Below are 15,829 nucleotides of genomic sequence, written 5' to 3' on the forward strand. Positions count from 1 at the left end.
GACGGCCAATGCGCCATGTACAGGTCAACCTAGTCGACACCAAGCTTGCCGAGGCCGACGTCCAGTGCGAGATGGAGCGACTCCGACTCGAGCTTCTCGTGCCATACCTTAAACGTCAGATGTAGTTGCTTGCGTCCGAGACCCAAGGCGGCAAACGCGGCGCCTACGGCTTCCTCGTTCTGATACATCTCGGCAGTGTCGATGTGTCGATATCCAAGCTCGAGCGCACTCTCGACTACCGGCTGGCAGCCATCACGTGGCATGCGGAATGTGCCAAATCCGACGCGTGGGAGTTCAATTCCCTGTGTCTTCAAAGCTGCCATTGATGCTCCCCCAAGCTGGTTCAAGTCCAGCATCTGCGCTGCCTTAGTCATGCTTGCTGTGAGCCGTTTCCAGCAGGTTCGAGGCGGACCTTGACCTCCTTTCATCGAAGCTGCTCGAAATGGGTGGACTCGTGGAAGCACAGACGGCACACGCGCTCGCGGTTCTGAACGAATTCGACTCGGCGCTCGTGGACGACGTCCTCGAGGGTGAACGTCGCCTCAATGCGATGGAAATCGCAATCGACGAAGAAGTCAGTCAAATCATTGCGCGTCGACAGCCCGCCGCTCGTGACCTGCGATTCCTGATGGCCACTTCGAAGTGCATTACGAACCTCGAGCGCGCGGGCGACGAGGCGCGAAAGCTGGTAAAGCGTATGCGCCGAATCCACCGGGACGGCGCTGCACGAGTGCTCAACATCGCTGAAATCAGGGTCTCCGGCGAAATGGCCTTACACGTCCTGCGCAGAGCGCTGGATGCATTTGCGCGGATGGATGCGGTTGCCGCTGCACAGATTGTCCGGGACGATGAGGCCATCGATAACGAGTTCCATGCATTCGTGCGCAAGCTCGTGACGTATATGACGGAAGACCCTCGGATGATTTCGATTGGGCTGGACTACCTGTTCGTAGCGAAGGCCATCGAACGTATCGGCGACCACGCGAAGAACATCGCCGAATTTGTGGTCTACGCTGTCAAGGGTGCCGATGTCCGCCATGTATCGCAAGCACAGCTTGAGCGCGACGCATCGGGTAGTTAAGACCCGAGCAGGAAACGCAGCCGCCGCAGCAGTCTGATTGTCGAAATGTGGGGGCATCAATTGGACAGGCGGTGACGCCACGGGGCGGCGGTTCAAGGCACAGAAGCGCTGATGCGCTCAAGCAGTCGTTCCAGTCGCTGCTGTTGGACTGGATTGAGCCCGGGCGTCGGGAACGCCTGAATGATTCGCTCAAGCAAACAGGCTCGGGGGAATAACGACTCTGACTGTTTTTCGAGCACAACCCGTTCAAGATGGTCGATTGCAATATCGACATTTTGCGGTGTGTAAGGGCTCTTGCTTTTTCTGCCTCTACCAGCGGATTTCACTGCCTGGCTGGTCTCCATCGAGGCGAGTACTTCCATCCGAGTCGTCGCCACCATCGGTACTGGTTTTTCAAATTTCTGCTTTGCCGGCTTTGCCGGCTTCGCGGCTTTCTCAACTGCCTGTTCAGCCGCTTCGGCTACCTCCGATGCCGCGTTCGTTGCGGCGCTCAAAGTACCTTGCGCGACATCGACTGCCTGCTTCGTGGCTTTTTACACGTTTTAGCAGCTGGTGTTGGCGAGTGAAAAACCTTGTTGCGGAAATGCGATTGCGGCTTCGGCTATGCGCAGGTCAAGCGTAGACCACAGCATGTCATGACAGTTCTCATCGGACGCGAACTCACAAGTTGTTCGGCTTGTCCCGATTCACCGCCACGCCGGAACCGCGTGCCGGGGCTCTGCCATTGGCCGGTAGCACGGTCGATATGGCATGTTTGAAAACAAGTTGCACGCCCGAGCCAGACTCCAGCAGCACTGCAAACTGGTCAAAGCCGGCCAGTTGACCACTCAGTCTGATGCCGTTCACGAGGAACACGTTTACGGTGGTCTTGTCGTTTGCGAGCGTCTGCAGAAAATCGTCCTGTACGCATGGGCGTGCGGTCATGTTCTGGGTCAAAGCGATAGGTCCTTTGATTGTACGGGCGATACCTGAAGCCGCGAGCCAGCCCAGAGGAAGTGTGTTACCGCGACTCGAGGGCCTCGAGGCATGCCTGCTCCGTATCGTCCGGATGCAGGCGGCGGTATGCGTCGAACAATTGTGAGCACAGGGTTGCCAATGCAGTGAGATTCACAGCCTGGTCTGCATACTCGACCTCGCCTGCGTTAAGGATGTCGTCGAGGACGGGAGCCAGGCGACGCAGTTGCCGGAAAGCGGCGGCGTCAAGTTTCATATCGGAACTCCTTAGCGGGCAGAGCGCACCCTGGGCTGACTGCTCCAAGGCGCTGCCCGGTCCCGCCAACTTGCGGGCGTCCCCAGTTCAGTTAAGTACCCGCTTCGGCCTCCGACGGACACGAATCTCCGATGGCGGCTCATGTGACTCGCGGTGCTGGACGTCGTGTGGCAAAGCGGCCTCGGTGGTGTCTTCCGTTGCTGCCAATCGCATTGCCTTCCGGGGCGCGACCGCCCTCAGCACCGCACAGGTGCGGGCGCGGTTGACGCCACCCAATGTCCTTTCAGCATGTCGTGTCCTGGCTCTCATCGGTGTCCTCCTGCAGTGCACAGTCAACCTGAGAAACTACTTGAATACTAGACTGCAAGGCCTCTAGGAGCAAGGAAACTGACAGCCTGCAGTGTGCGGCTGCCGACACTTGATAACGGCTACTGCCCGAGCTGTAATTGTGCGCTGCACCGCACGAAAGAAGTGTTACATGTTGTTAAACCAAAGAGAAAGGGTATACGCTTAGATAAATGCCCTGCGAGACATCCATGGACACGCCCATCCTGCTGGACCGCAACGGCCTGCTTGCCGCATGGCATCGCCTTGTCGCGACCGCGGAACATGCTGCGCGCGACCGGTACGAGTTGAACGAGTTCGGCGAGGTGGCGGCGAATGGTTGCCCATCGGGTACGCGCCAGCTGGCCTTCACAGACATCTACTGTCAGCTGGCAGAGCAGATGGGGCACCTTGCCGCCATGTCAGTGCCCGTGGTGACGCCATCGTTTGGTATCAGGGTCCCGGACGTGGTATGGATGGCGCCCGAAAAATGGGAAGGTCTTGAAGGTGACACGCCCGTGCCGTTTGTGCCCGACCTTTGCGTTGAGGTACTTCTCGATAGCGACCGGCAGCGCGAGATGGACCGTCGGGTCGCGTCGTACCTGGAAGGCGGCGCCAGGGAGGTGATTGTGGTCAGACCGGATGGGAGACTTGAATTTTGGGGAGCCGAGGGTCGACGCGAAGCTTCCGCGTTCGCGATAGCACTCTCGCTCGAGCCCCTCTATTGCCAGGTCAGTGCGTCGCTCAGCACCATCGGCAGCCAGGTCTGCGACGATATACACCATCGAGTTGCGGAAATGACCTCGGCTCGGGATGTCAGACATGACTTGGTGCAATGGGAGTCGAAGCAGGCCAACGGTAACCCGCCGCTGAAGAATCGCGCGACATCGGCGCAGCCATAATCCGTGTGCGTCAACTCATCTTGATGTCGGCCCGCGTAATTTGTAGCACCCTCTCGGGCGTAGAAAAAAACGAACCGAAACTATCAAGAGAATTACCGGAATCACAAGGGCCAGTACCCGACCACTGTTGATGAGAATGCCAATACCTACCTACAGCAGCGTCAACGACGCGTATGGCGGATTGCGGGAGAACCGGTAAGGTCAATCTGGAACACGAATGCCAGGCCCCGCCGCCAGCTTCCGGGCTCATATTTCTCTCTGTCTTTTGTGTGGCCGAAGTATTAGCGGGTGTCTGCATGGTGGCATGCGGCGAGGATTTTCGTTTTCAGCCGACCACGTTGAAATCATTGCTGGCATCGCCCCAGGATGTCCATTCGTGTCTGGGCGTTCCGCTGTCCCTGGTCCTCGAAACAGTTGTTAACGTGAGTCCTCGCAACGTGCGCGGCGATAGCCCTGAGCATAAGGGTGAATCGAAAGGCATATCCGGTTTGAGCCGGTGTCATGGGCAGCAGCGTGCTAACGGGCCGACCTCGCTGTAGCCTTAGAGGCTCGGCAAAAAACGGTCGTGCAGCCATCTTGCTTTTCGTCCATCTAACTCAACATATTGGCCGGTTACCGCGCTACCAGACAACTGACGTGAACCGCAAAATTCGCTCTCGAAAACAAAGCCGCCCGGCTATGTCACCTTTACTGCGCGCGCTGACTTACAGCCACGCTTCGCTCGAGCCCGTGACGCAGGCGATGCTTCTGCAGTGCTACATCGCCCTGGATGCTTTCCGACGGGGCCACGGCTCACACGACCTGTTTTCAGCGCTTGGTCGAACCCTTCTGATTGCGGAAGGACTCGGACGGCTCGGTCATCGGGCAAGCGCGGCGGGCGACATTGAATCGGCACGAGCCGCACTTATGCATATTCACGCAGAGGAGCGCGCGGGCGGCGGGTGGCGTGTCTGTGATGCAGATTACTTGCCTTTATCTACCGCTCTTGCTGTATTCAGTGAGCAACTCAGCGCTGCCTCCCTCAACGACATCGCGAAAGCTGAGGCTCGGATGCTCGAGGGTCTCCTTGGTTCGGAGCGGGCGACGCGACAGGTTAAAGAGCTGGCCTGAAGGTTTTTCATTGCCAGGCTTGCCGCCGTCGAATGCCGTCGCACCGTAGTGAGGCTTTCGGCCCGGACGAGAAGTGTCGTGCGTCATACTCACGCGCGAGCCTGTCCTTGAGAAGGAAATGGCGAACCAGAACCGGTTCACTCACAAAACGACGCGTCTTCCAATTGCTACGCCGACGACGTGCGCCGCAAATGAAAACGCCCCGCGGATTTTGGTCGCGAGGGGCGTTATCACGTCAGAACACTTTCGCTTACAGTGCGGCGTCCTTCAGCTTCTTCAGCGGGCGCACCTTAAGGCGCACTGAAGCGGGCTTCGCCGCGAACCACTTGTCTTCACCCGTGAACGGGTCCTTGCCGAAGCGCTTTTTCTTGGCGGGTACGTCTTGCGCGACAACCTTCAGCAGGCCGGGGAGCGTGAACTCTTTCGCGCCCTTCTTGTGAATCGATGCGAGCACCGTTTCTTCAAGCGCCGCCATCAACGCCTTTGCCGCCTTGGGTTCGACGCCTGAGCGCTCTGCCAGATGAACGGTCAGCGATGCCTTCGTAAACGAATCCTTGATGGGTTTCAACGGAGCGGCCACAACGGCTTTTTTTGCTGCGGGCACAGCAGCTTTCCTGGCGACAGGCGGAGCCTTCTTGCTGGCGGCCGTCACCTTTTTCGTAGCCGGAGCTGCCGCTTTCTTCGTGGCCGGAGCCGCAGTTTTCTTCGTGGCCGGAGCCGCAGTTTTTTTCGGGGTGGTGGTTGCCATGAGTTCCTCGCTTCTAGTCAAAGTTTGCCCAAGACCTTTGCCTTTGCACCGTCACCGACTAACGCAAAGGTACAAATCCTCGGGTTGGGCGCCAGCGTAACAACACCGGCATGAAGACGCAACGTCTGGGGCCTTAAACCAAGGAATTTTCGGCGTAGAAGTTAATAAAGCGGTGACCTGTACTCTGCCTGAGGGACATTCGGCCAGTGAAATCCTACGGACCGTGGCTTCGAGTGGGGACCTTAGTGATGGCCGAACCATCGAACCGACCTGCTCTCTGGCAGTTAGACGTCACCTGCGACGCGCTTTAGCTTGACGTTTCGACACGGCTTTTATCCTTGAAATAGCGTGGCTCTGTTGGCCGCCCGCCAACGCGGCAGACACGATGGAGATGGAAAACGACGCCGACGGACGAAATCACGGTATAAACGTTCGGGCTGTCCGGCTTCCCATGCCCGTCCCACACCATACTGCCAGCGGCGCCTTCGATTGCTTCGGCCGCTTCGCCACCGCAATGGTCGCTGTGCGCCGGACGACCTGATGCCCGACGTGATGAAGGTTGGTGGCGTAACCGGCTGGATGCGAGTCGCTGCGATGCCGCAGGCGAACGGGCTATCCGAACGCCGCTCGACCGTACCGATAGACTGGGTCCTATCGAGGGTGGATGAGCATGTGGCAGCTATCTATTCGGCCATCCAGCTAGAAGTAGCGCACTGCATCTTGTGCATGGCATAGTGCCGGCATCTCAACTACGGAGGTGCGAATGACGCCCTTGGAATCCTTGCAAGCAAAAATCCAAAAACTGCAGAACCAAGCAGACGCACTCATCGCGAAGAAGTCGAGCGCTGTTATCGAATAGATTCGCGAGTTGATGTCAACGCACGGCCTGACGACAGCTGACCTTGACGCGCATGTTGGCGACAAGAAACGCGGACCGAAAGCCGCAGCTAAATCTGCGGTCGTTGCCAAGCCCTCCGCAGCGAAATATCAGGACCCGAAGACAGGGGCTACATGGTCCGGACACGGACGCGCTCCGGGTTGGATTGCGAACGCGAAAGACCGCAGCAGATTCCTGATTGAGGGTAGTGCCGATTCAGTTGTCGCTGCAGGCGTGGCAAGTGCGAAGAAGGCCAAGACTGCGGGCAAGAAGGCTTTGTCGTCGGTCAGTGCCGCTGCTGGCACGGGTCAGCCGAAAGGTCCGCAGCCGGCTAAGTATCGCGACCCGAAGTCCGGCGCGACCTGGAGCGGACGCGGTCCGGCTCCGGCGTGGATGTCTGGCGCCAAGGATAGGGCGAAGTTCCTGATTGCCGGTACGGAAGCCGTTGCTCCGGTGGCGAAGACGGCCGCTGCCGAGAAAACCGCAGCGAAGAAGGTGGTGACCAGGAAAGCTGCGGCAGCCAAGACGGCAGTAGCTCCCAAGAAGACTGTCACCACGAAACCTCCTGCCGCCAGCAAGAAGGTTATAGCGCAGAAGGTCGTTGCCTCGCCAGCGAAGCGTCCGGGCGCGAAGAAGGCGGCTGCCAAGAGGATTGCGGCGGTCAAGGCGCCTGCTGCAAATGCCGATGTCACCGCGGTGCCGGAAGCCTCGGTCGAATTGAGCGTGTAATTGAGCGGTTGGCGATTGATGGCAACTGGAGGGAACATACCCGTCTCCCTGGCGTCGGCTTGCACGATTGCCATCAACTTGCCGGCTTGGTAGTGCGGCGCGGAGGCAACCGCGCTGCAGCGGGAATCTTGACTTGACCGGTTCTATGATAGGGACGCAGTAACTATCGCTAGCGGAGTAAAGCGTCTGTCCACATCTGCGTACTCCCCTATTTTCTCTCGTTGATTGCCGCCCGGGAGATTGACATGTGCAACGCGATGAAGGTCGTCAAAGACGCATACACCGCATTTGGCCGGGGCGAGGTTCACGCCCTGCTGGCACTCATTGCAGCCACTATCGACTGGCGAGTGGTGGGGCCGGCCAGTCTCCCGTATGCCACGACATGTCGCACGCGAGCAGAGGTGCAGCGATATTTTGATGACCTTTTCTCGGCTGAAGAAATCACCAAATTCGAACTCCGTGAATTCATCGACGGGGTTGCCAGCTTCGACCTGGCGATGACGCTCGACGAGAGAGGTCATACCGAGGCGTCGAAGTTCTTGCTCTCCAAACGGAAGGTCCGCTAGTCAATCGGGTCATTGGCTTCGACTTCTCGCAGCATGTCCACAAGCGTTTCTGTGCTCACTTCCAGCCTGATGTTTCCGTCCGATGCTGGCGCAGCGAGAGCAAACCATCGCTCGTTGCGCCAGAAGGAGGACCAAGCTTCACTCACCTCCGGTGTGCTGTTCATATCCGCCAGCGTTATCACTCCCCGCCTCTCGGTCGAGTTGCAGAATTCTCTCTAGCGTACATCTCTTGTTTTTGTGAATGCCCCTTGGTGAAGTTGAGCCCCGCCTTATCCTGAGTGAGGCCTTCAGACACGTTCCAAAGCATCATGAGATGCCCCTCGGAGCCAGCGTCGCCCGTCAGCCGTTCGCCTCAGGGCGCTAACTTCGCCACCCTGTCCGGTGTCTCAAGGCTATCCCACAGTACCGGTTGTCCCGCGACCGCTGCCGTTGATGTCCGACCAGTCGCGCGGCTGCACCGCGGAGCAGGCAGCAGTATGTATACCGCGCAACAGGGGTGATGATTTCGCATGGGAAGGACGCACTCGGAATTGTGGCCGCGAGCATTAGAGATTTGGCTGAAAAAAAATTCAGGCGGACTCGCGGCGAGCAGGCGATGGAGGAAAGCTCTACGGAATTTGAAGAGGTGCGAAACCAGCGAGCAACGTGCAAGTGAACGTCGGAGAGCTGGTTTGCTTTCCTATAGGCCAGTAAAAGAACGGGGGTGCTTCACCATAGGGAATCAAGATGTGACGGGTTGCTAGTCTAAGATGAAACAAGGTATTCGTTAATGACAACAGTATTTGCTATCCGGTCACCTTGCCGTGCGCGCGCGGAGAATGCTGCCGCGGCCGTCTGTCCGTTACCGGCTTTGAAAGTGACGGAAGCGTGCACCTGCAGATTTCAGCCCTGTTTCCCTTTCCCAATGACGAACGCGTGGCAGCAGCTTCTCTTCGGCGCGTTCGCGGAAGAAGCCTTCAAACAATGGTGCCACGACCTCAGGAGTAGTAGAGTTTCCCCATGGACACTCGACCACGAAGCGGGAGGCTGAAAATGCCAGCCTGGGCGTCGTCAGTGCGGGCAATTGCCGGATTTCCGTGAAGTAGCTACGGCCGCAGTACCTCAGACGACTGCCCGTCACGACCGCATCTTCGGCCATCGGCTTATTGACCAGAGCGAGCTTCTCACGTATCCAACGCGCACGCTGCCGAACCAAGGCTTCCCGACCACACACCGGCCGCCGTCATTGCTCCCTGGCTCCCCACTTCTCAAGACTTCTCGCGACGTTTGAGAATTCTCAAGTTCAGTGAGAATTCGTGCAGCGCGTCCTAGTGGCGGGCCTTCAGTTTGGCGTGAATACCGCGACGAGCTGTTACGTTGCACCGGTCGAGTTGCCTGAGGTCGGGGAGTTGTTGCCAGTATTGAGAGTCGGGTACACCAATGCGGACACGGCGGTCGAGCTCACCAGGACGTCCTCATAAACGACTATTACGCCTTTGTTGTCGAGCTCAAACGATAGGCCCCACGCAATCGACTGTACAACGTTTTGCTTCGTCGATTAGATGACGCGAAGTTCGCATGACTTTCAGTGCCGACCCACCCATGCCGAGTCGGCCGGCACCTCAGTGCATGCGTGCTCCGAACGGGAAGCTCAAGCTCAACAAAACGATTCGGTATTGCTGCTTCCGACCATCCGTAGGGACAAATCGCGCTCAAGGCAAAACGGTTCGTATGTTTGAGAGCGAGCTACTGCTTGCTTTTCTACTTCATGAATCCAGCATCGAAGCATACTTATCCAGCTTACTACCGAACAGCCCGCATCAAATCGTCCCCGCTGTCCTTCTTGAGCAGGTCATACACGACATCCAGGAACAGCCCTCGACTGGTCTCATCACTCAGCAGCCTGGTCGCCAAGGCTTGATGGCTCTGCATCGCCTGTACGATGATTTGGACGGCCGCCTGCGGAAGATTGGCCTTCATAGCCTGTTCCTTGGTGTTGTTCTCCACCTGAGCCATGACCTGCTTGTCATCGCGGAGCTTCTCCGAGACGTGCACTGCAAGAGCCACCTTGTCCTTGTCGCTCATGTCCTTGCCAAAGGCGTTGTTCAACTTCTCGATGAGCTCTTCGAGGTAGGCTTTCTGCCTGTCGCGACCCTCACGCATCCCATTGTCGGTGATGGGGTCCAAAGTCGGCGTCTCGCCTTCTGGCCCGACACCCGCTAACGCCTTGTCCTTCTTGAGCCGGTAATGGGTGAGCTTCAGCCCTTCCAGGTCGATTTGGTCAGCTCCTACGCCTCCCAAGCGTTTGCGCAGTAGACGAGCAAATCCGGCGAAGGCCTCGAGGTCCGGGTCACCAAAGTCAATAAGCTGGGCGATGTACTCGTAGTTACGCACAAACTTGGACAAGCTGGAACTGAAAACCAGGAGCTCGTCGCGTTCCTTCGAGGCTTCGGAACGGTGAGCATCCGCCTCCTTCTTACCAACCTCATTACCGTCGGCTTCGGCCTGCTCCCATACCTTGTCCCAGTGGTCGATAGCCTTGGTCAGCTCATCCAGTTTCTTGTTGAAGCGGTCCGTCGCCGGCTGGGTCAGCGTGAACAGTTTCTCGTGTGTGACGTTCCTGTCGACGATAGCGTGAGCAAAGCTTTCCACCTCTTGATGTTCGTAGAGGTGCATCGCGTCAAGTTTCTGCTTCAGGTCATAGACGACATTGAAGTCCTGCACGTCGGACACCTTGGCATCGCGGTAGTAGGTCTTGAACGCCGCAAGAATCTCCTCCGGCTCGTTGACGAAGTCGATAACGTAAGTCGTGTCTTTCCCCGGGTAGGTCCGGTTCAGCCGGGAGAGCGTTTGCACCGCCTCCACGTTTGAAATCTTCTTGTCGACATACATTGCGACCAGCTTGGGCTGGTCAAAGCCCGTCTGGAATTTGTTGGCGACAATCATCACCTGAAATTCCGATGTGTCGAACGCCTTACGCATGTCCCGGCCCCGCAGGTCCGGGTTCATGTTGACTTCATTAAACTGGTGGTCCGCGTCCAGCGAGTCGTCAATCAGCACGCCGGTCTGCTTGTCGAGATTCTGGACATCATTGCTGAACGCCACTATCGCATGCAGGTTCGTGTAACCCTGCGACTCGCAGTACGCCCTGAACGACCGTTTGTAGGCTACCGCCGACGCGCGCGAACTGGTCACGACCATCGCCTTTGCCTGTCCATTCAGAAGTTTGGCCACGTTTGTGCGGAAGTGCTCCGTGATGAGCCGCACTTTCTGACCGACGTTCGTCGGATGTAGTGACATCCATTTGGCCAGCGAGCGTCGCCCCGATTTTTCGTCGATTCGTTCGTGAGTCGCGCTGGCCAGTTCGGAGCCGAGACGGTAAGCGACCTTGTACGAGGTATAGTTCTTGAGCACATCAAGAATGAACCCCTCGTCGATAGCCTGCTGCATCGTGTACAGGTGAAACGGGACAGGCGGATTTTCGTTCGAGACCGGCAAGGCAGGGTTCTTCGGGCGCCCAAACAGCATCAACGTGCTGTGCTTGGGCGTAGCCGTGAACGCGAAGTAACTTGCATTGCCCGGGCGCTGGCGGGACGACTGCCACACCGAGAGCTTCTCGTCCTTGGAGAGGTTTTCCCACTCCTCTTCGCTCTGACCGGTCAACACATAACGTAGGTCATCGGCCGTACTGCCGCCGGTGCTGCTGTGCGCTTCGTCGATGACCACTGCAAAGCGCCGGTCGCGCAGGCTTTTCTCTTCCAGAATCACTTTTTGTGCGTACGGGAAGGTTTGCAGCGTACAGACAATAATCGGTGTGCCGCCGAGCATCGCTTGAGCGAGCTGCTGACTCTTCGACAGATTCGACGTCTCGCGGTCAACTGCCTTGACGACACCCGACTGGTGTTCAATCTGGGTGATGGCGTCCTGGAGCTGTTTATCCAGCACCGTACGGTCCGTCACGACAATGACACTATGGAAGTACGGCTCGCCATCAGAATGGCGCACGCGAATCAACGAATGCGCCGTCCAGGCGATAGTGTTTGTTTTACCGGAGCCCGCGCTATGCTGGATGCAGTATGGCTGGCCGATTCCTTCGGCGCGTACGGCACCCAGCATCTTCGTAACCGCTTCCCATTGGTGAAACCGAGGGAAGATGAGGTTCTCCTTGATGAAGGTGTTGCCCTTGGCGTCCTTGTCTTCTTTCTTCTCCAGCAGGACAAAGCGATGAAAGATACGCAGCCAATTGTCCTTCTGGAGAACCCGCGTCCAAAAGTAGCTCACCGGATAGGTCGGTTGACCATCCGGCCCCGGCTCGCCCGGTGGGTTGCCAGCCGCGCCGTCGTTGCCACGGTTAAACGGCAGGAAGAACGTGGAATCGCCCGCCAGCTTTGTGGTCATGTAGATGAGGCTGTCGCTCATCGCAAAGTGGACGACCGCACCACGCTTGAAAGTTAGCAGCGGTTCGGCACGGCCGGTGGACTTGCTCTTGGGCGTGCGGTCCTCCTTGTATTGCCTGATGGCGGCGAAAACCGACTGGGTGAAATCGGTTTTGAGCTCGGCCGTGGCCACTGGCAACCCGTTGACACAGAACACCAGGTCGATGGCGTTCTCGTTATCGAGCGAATACCGCACCTGTGGAACCACCCGAAAGATATTGCAGGCGTAGCGCTGAGCAACGGTCTCGTTACGGTCATCTTCGGGCAGGCTTTCGCTCATCTTCAGCGTGCCGGCACCGGCCAATTGGAAGCCATCGCGCAACACCACCACGGTGCCGCCGTCCTTGGCCTCCAACCCTTTCACGAGCCGGTCGAGCAGAGTCTTCTCGGTGTTTACGCCGTTCAGGCTTTCTAGCTTTTTCCACGCAGCTTCCTGGCTCGACTTAAGCCACGAGACGACGTCTTCCGGGTAGAGGGCTCGAGCCTTGTCGTACGCCGACGGATTCCCCACCTTCCAGCCAATGATTTCTAGTTGTTCGACGATATGCCGTTCGAGTTCGCACTCGTGGTGGATGAGGCTCATGCGGTCTTCCTCAGGCCTATCTGGCTCTCAGCCCCGGAAGTGTCCCGGAGGTCTATCTGCCCAGTCACGGCAGCAGTGACAAGCGCCGAGCGACGTTCTCTAATCAGTTCGATGCTGCGCTCCGTTTTCTCAATAATCGCATCAATCCGAGTCGCTGCTTGTGTCAGTCTTCTCGAGATTATCTCTTGCTCCTCAATAGGCGGAAGAGCCAGCTTCAACGCATTGAGAGATTCTCTGTTGATTTTTGGCATCGCAACTCTATCAGCTTCGAGCACCGCGAACGCGGAAAAAGGTTCTGACAACAGAAACCACAAAAGGTACTGGTTATTGACAGATTCATCACCTCTCAATGGATACATGTCTGCGCTGCACAAGCAATCAACAGGGGCAATGCATGCTTTTCGCAACGCCGGGCGAATCTTGCTGTAAATGACATCGCCCCCAAGGCATAGATACTTCCCGCTCTCGGCCATTTGCTCCGCTGAAGTTTCTGTGTAAAGAAGCCTTCCTGTGCTGGACTCGATATGATTTGGTGCAATCAGCACCATGTCTGAGTAAGGTGGCTCTAGCGGGTTGACTTGTCCTTCCGCAATATACACGCAACGCTGAAAGCTCAATACTCTCCAGTGCTTGGGTACTTGTCCCAGCCACTCCACCCCTGAATCCTTCGTAGGCGCACTGGGGTCCAGCCCCTTCGTCACCGCATGCGTGATGAGAGCCAGGCGCTTCTCACGCAGAAGTTCGATGAAGCGGGTCTTCTTCCGGATGAGGGAGTCGAATCGAGCCGATTCAACCTCCAAAAAGTCAACGATTGCCTGTTGTTCTTCGACACTAGGCAACGCTAACCAAAGATTGGCATATCTTTCTCCGCTGACGTTCTGAATGGTTGCCTGGATAGATGTCTCGCCGATAAATCCCCAGTAGTATTGGGACTGTGTAATGAACCAACAGTATTTTGGCAGACACGCCTTCTTATCAAGCCGTGCCCGAATCAAGTATCCTGCATAACACGCAGGACCCATTTCTTGCTTGTAAATGAAACTTTTCCCAACTGTTGCACCACTGCGTGCTAACAAGATGTCGCCACTTCGCAGCATATACGGCGCCGCCGTGGAAGGTGGCAATGACTTAAAGGTATCGTCTCTCAACGTACCATCTTCATTCAAGTCAGTGATGCGTATGAACCTCGGATTGCTGCGGTCATCATCTTCCGCAGCTGCGTTAGCACCGTAGGATAGTTGTTCCGTTATGACTTGTTTCAACCGCAGCACAGCCCAATCCTCAGGCACCTGTCCCAGCCACTCGATGCCGGTGTCCTTATACGTGGGGTACGGTTTGTAGTGACTCATTCGGTCACCTCGCCAAGCAAGCCCGCAATCTCGTCCTCGATGGCCTTCAAGTCCGCATCAATGGCAACCAATGCTCGGGGCGGCTGGTACCGAAAAAAGTAGCGATTAAAATTGATTTCATAACCAACGACGCCGACGTGGCCGTCTTTATCATCCTTCTTTGACTCGTCAATCCATGCATCCGGCACGTGTGACAAGACATCCTTGGTGAAATATTCGTGGATGTCTTGGTCCAACGGCACGTTTTCGAACTGCCGAAAGTCCGGGTCGGCCATCACGTTACCCTTTTCATCACGCATGGGCTGGGCATCCGGGTCCTTGCTTCCCATGTTGACTATGAGCTCCTTCAAATGTGCCTTGGTCAACTTCTTGATGCCGGCGGCCTTCAGAACCGCGTCGATACTATCGAAGGCTCCTCGTACGCTTTCCATAGCAGCAGCATGTACGTCGCTCGTAGCAACGTTGAAGCTAGCAACACTCGCATCGGTTGCTTCAAAGCGGATACGCAGCGGGCGCTCGACCGTAATGCGGCGATAGCCGAACTCCGTAGTTTTAAAAAGCTTGCTCACGCCCTTGTCCACTAAGGCCGCCTGCATGCGTGCCACTTCGGCAATCTGCTCATCAGACAGGCGCTTTCGTTTGCTGCCCAGAGATTTTGGCATCGGTGAGTGCATTCCGGTCGCGTCAATCAGTTGCACCAGATTCTTGCGCTCGGGAGCCTTGTTGTTGCTGAGCACCCAGATATAGGTGCCGATGCCCGTGTTGTAAAACAGGTCCGTCGGCAGCGCGACGATGGCTTCTAACCAGTCGTTCTCCAGAATCCAGCGGCGAATCTCGCTCTCACCGGAGCCGGCGCCGCCGTTGAACAGGGGGCTACCAGAGAGCACGATACCGATACGCGTGCCTTTGCTTTTGGCATTGACGGGCTTGCGTTTGGATAGCAGATGCATGAGAAACAGCAGCGAGCCGTCGCCAACGCGTGGCAGGCCTGGGCCAAAGCGGCCGCCATAGCCTTCGTTGACATGTTCGGCCTGCACCTCTTTTTGAACCGCCTCCCACTTCACACCAAAGGGCGGGTTCGCCAAGCAGTAGTCAAAGCGCTCGTTGCGCAGTTGGTCATCTCGGAGTGTGTCGCCAAGCTTGATGTTTTTGGTGTCGTAGCCCTGAATCAACTTGTCGGCCACGCAGATGGCGTAGGTCTCTGCGTTGAGTTCTTGAGCGTATGGAACGAGCCGGGCATTCGGATTCCACTCACCCACCTGCTCGATGCCCGTGGATAGAAAGCCGCCGGTGCCGGCAGCGCAGTCGTACACGGTGCGAATCACGCCGTCGCCAGTCAAAGCATCATGGTCGGTGGCAAAAATAAGCGTCGTGACAAGCCGCACGACGTCGCGCGGCGTAAAGAATTCCCCGGCCGTGTCGTTCGCTGATTCAGCGAACTTCCGAATGAGGTGCTCGAACGCCAGACCCATTTCATGGTTGCTGATGGTTGCCGGATGCAGGTCGAATGTTGAAAATTTCTGAGCAACCAGAAATAGGCGGTTCGCCTTCTCCAGCTTCTCCAGCCACTTGCCGAACTCGAAATGCTCGAACACCTGTCGAGCATTCGCCGAGAATCTGGAGACGTAGTCCTCAAGGTTGGCACGGGTGCTGGTCGAGCCGAGCGTCGCCAAACTGAACGGTGACGTGTTGTAGAAGGTCGCCTTGGCCGTGGCCGGAAGCAGCAAGTCGAGGTCGATGCTTGAGCTCTTGACGGTCTCGTGCTGTGCCAATACGTCCTTTTTTGTCGGCTCCAGCACGCACTCGAGACGGCGCAGTACCGCAAACGGTAGGATGACGCGACCAAATTCCGATTGCCTGAAGGGACCACGCAGCGTATCCGCAATATTCCAGATGTCAGCCGCGAGATTTTGTTGATTCATTCCGTTGCTTCCG

At 57.1% G+C, this 15,829-nt stretch carries 13 protein-coding genes and 1 pseudogene; 5 read left to right on the top strand and 9 right to left on the bottom strand.

Annotated elements, in window-relative coordinates:
- Positions 1 to 29: 29 nt before the first annotated feature.
- Positions 30 to 323 carry an aldo/keto reductase gene (locus B0G74_RS46705; RefSeq protein ID WP_243658219.1) on the bottom strand — a complete coding sequence of 98 codons (294 nt, stop codon included), beginning with the start codon at positions 321 to 323 and terminating at the stop codon, positions 30 to 32.
- Positions 324 to 388: 65 nt separating this feature from the next.
- Between B0G74_RS46705 and phoU the strand changes: the two are divergent.
- Positions 389 to 1,081, top strand: a pseudogene (phoU, locus tag B0G74_RS18120) (phosphate signaling complex protein PhoU); the annotation flags it as partial.
- Between the two features lie 92 nt (positions 1,082 to 1,173).
- Here phoU and B0G74_RS46205 read toward each other — a convergent pair.
- The 3 genes from B0G74_RS46205 to B0G74_RS18135 all read right to left on the bottom strand — a co-directional run bounded on the left by B0G74_RS46205 (position 1,174) and on the right by B0G74_RS18135 (position 2,291).
- A complete protein-coding gene (locus tag B0G74_RS46205; RefSeq protein ID WP_207915659.1) occupies positions 1,174 to 1,575 on the bottom strand; it encodes a hypothetical protein in 402 nt (133 codons plus the stop codon).
- 166 nt (positions 1,576 to 1,741) lie between these two features.
- Positions 1,742 to 2,005 carry an RNA chaperone Hfq gene (gene hfq, locus B0G74_RS18130; RefSeq protein WP_132376991.1) on the bottom strand — a complete coding sequence of 88 codons (264 nt, stop codon included), beginning with the start codon at positions 2,003 to 2,005 and terminating at the stop codon, positions 1,742 to 1,744.
- Between the two features lie 76 nt (positions 2,006 to 2,081).
- A complete protein-coding gene (locus B0G74_RS18135; RefSeq protein WP_132376188.1) occupies positions 2,082 to 2,291 on the bottom strand; it encodes a hypothetical protein in 210 nt (69 codons plus the stop codon).
- Positions 2,292 to 2,827: 536 nt separating this feature from the next.
- Here B0G74_RS18135 and B0G74_RS18140 point away from each other — a divergent pair.
- The gene (locus tag B0G74_RS18140) at positions 2,828 to 3,517 is read left to right on the top strand and encodes a Uma2 family endonuclease (protein WP_132376189.1); all 690 of its coding nucleotides are present in this window, start codon (positions 2,828 to 2,830) and stop codon (positions 3,515 to 3,517) included.
- A 636-nt stretch (positions 3,518 to 4,153) separates the two neighbouring features.
- Positions 4,154 to 4,627 carry a hypothetical protein gene (locus B0G74_RS18145; protein WP_132376190.1) on the top strand — a complete coding sequence of 158 codons (474 nt, stop codon included), beginning with the start codon at positions 4,154 to 4,156 and terminating at the stop codon, positions 4,625 to 4,627.
- 250 nt (positions 4,628 to 4,877) lie between these two features.
- Here the strand turns inward: B0G74_RS18145 and B0G74_RS18150 are convergent, their stop codons facing one another.
- Positions 4,878 to 5,375, bottom strand: a complete 498-nt coding sequence (locus B0G74_RS18150; protein ID WP_132376191.1) for an HU family DNA-binding protein — start codon at positions 5,373 to 5,375, stop codon at positions 4,878 to 4,880.
- Positions 5,376 to 6,246: 871 nt separating this feature from the next.
- Between B0G74_RS18150 and B0G74_RS18160 the strand changes: the two genes are divergently transcribed.
- Together B0G74_RS18160 and B0G74_RS45820 are read left to right on the top strand one after the other, a co-directional pair.
- Entirely contained in the window at positions 6,247 to 6,981 is a 735-nt protein-coding gene (locus tag B0G74_RS18160) for an H-NS histone family protein (RefSeq protein WP_207915660.1), read from the top strand.
- A 245-nt stretch (positions 6,982 to 7,226) separates the two neighbouring features.
- Entirely contained in the window at positions 7,227 to 7,547 is a 321-nt protein-coding gene (locus B0G74_RS45820; RefSeq protein WP_165923798.1) for a nuclear transport factor 2 family protein, read from the top strand.
- A gap of 841 nt (positions 7,548 to 8,388) precedes the next feature.
- Here the strand turns inward: B0G74_RS45820 and B0G74_RS18165 are convergent.
- From B0G74_RS18165 to B0G74_RS18180, 4 genes are all read right to left on the bottom strand, one after another.
- Positions 8,389 to 8,760, bottom strand: a complete 372-nt coding sequence (locus B0G74_RS18165; protein ID WP_243658221.1) for a YgjP-like metallopeptidase domain-containing protein — start codon at positions 8,758 to 8,760, stop codon at positions 8,389 to 8,391.
- Between the two features lie 569 nt (positions 8,761 to 9,329).
- Positions 9,330 to 12,545: a DEAD/DEAH box helicase family protein gene (locus B0G74_RS18170; protein ID WP_132376193.1), complete on the bottom strand. Its 3,216-nt coding sequence runs from the start codon at positions 12,543 to 12,545 to the stop codon at positions 9,330 to 9,332.
- A complete protein-coding gene (locus B0G74_RS46210; RefSeq protein ID WP_207915661.1) occupies positions 12,542 to 13,894 on the bottom strand; it encodes a restriction endonuclease subunit S in 1,353 nt (450 codons plus the stop codon). Before B0G74_RS46210 ends, B0G74_RS18170 begins: the two co-directional genes overlap by 4 nt.
- Positions 13,891 to 15,816 (bottom strand): class I SAM-dependent DNA methyltransferase, encoded by a 1,926-nt coding sequence (locus B0G74_RS18180; protein ID WP_132376194.1) that lies wholly within the window; start codon positions 15,814 to 15,816, stop codon positions 13,891 to 13,893. The genes B0G74_RS46210 and B0G74_RS18180 overlap by 4 nt, the downstream gene beginning before the upstream one ends.
- Positions 15,817 to 15,829: the final 13 nt, after the last annotated feature.

The organism is Paraburkholderia sp. BL9I2N2 (assembly GCF_004339745.1).
Taxonomy (GTDB): Bacteria; Pseudomonadota; Gammaproteobacteria; order Burkholderiales; family Burkholderiaceae; genus Paraburkholderia.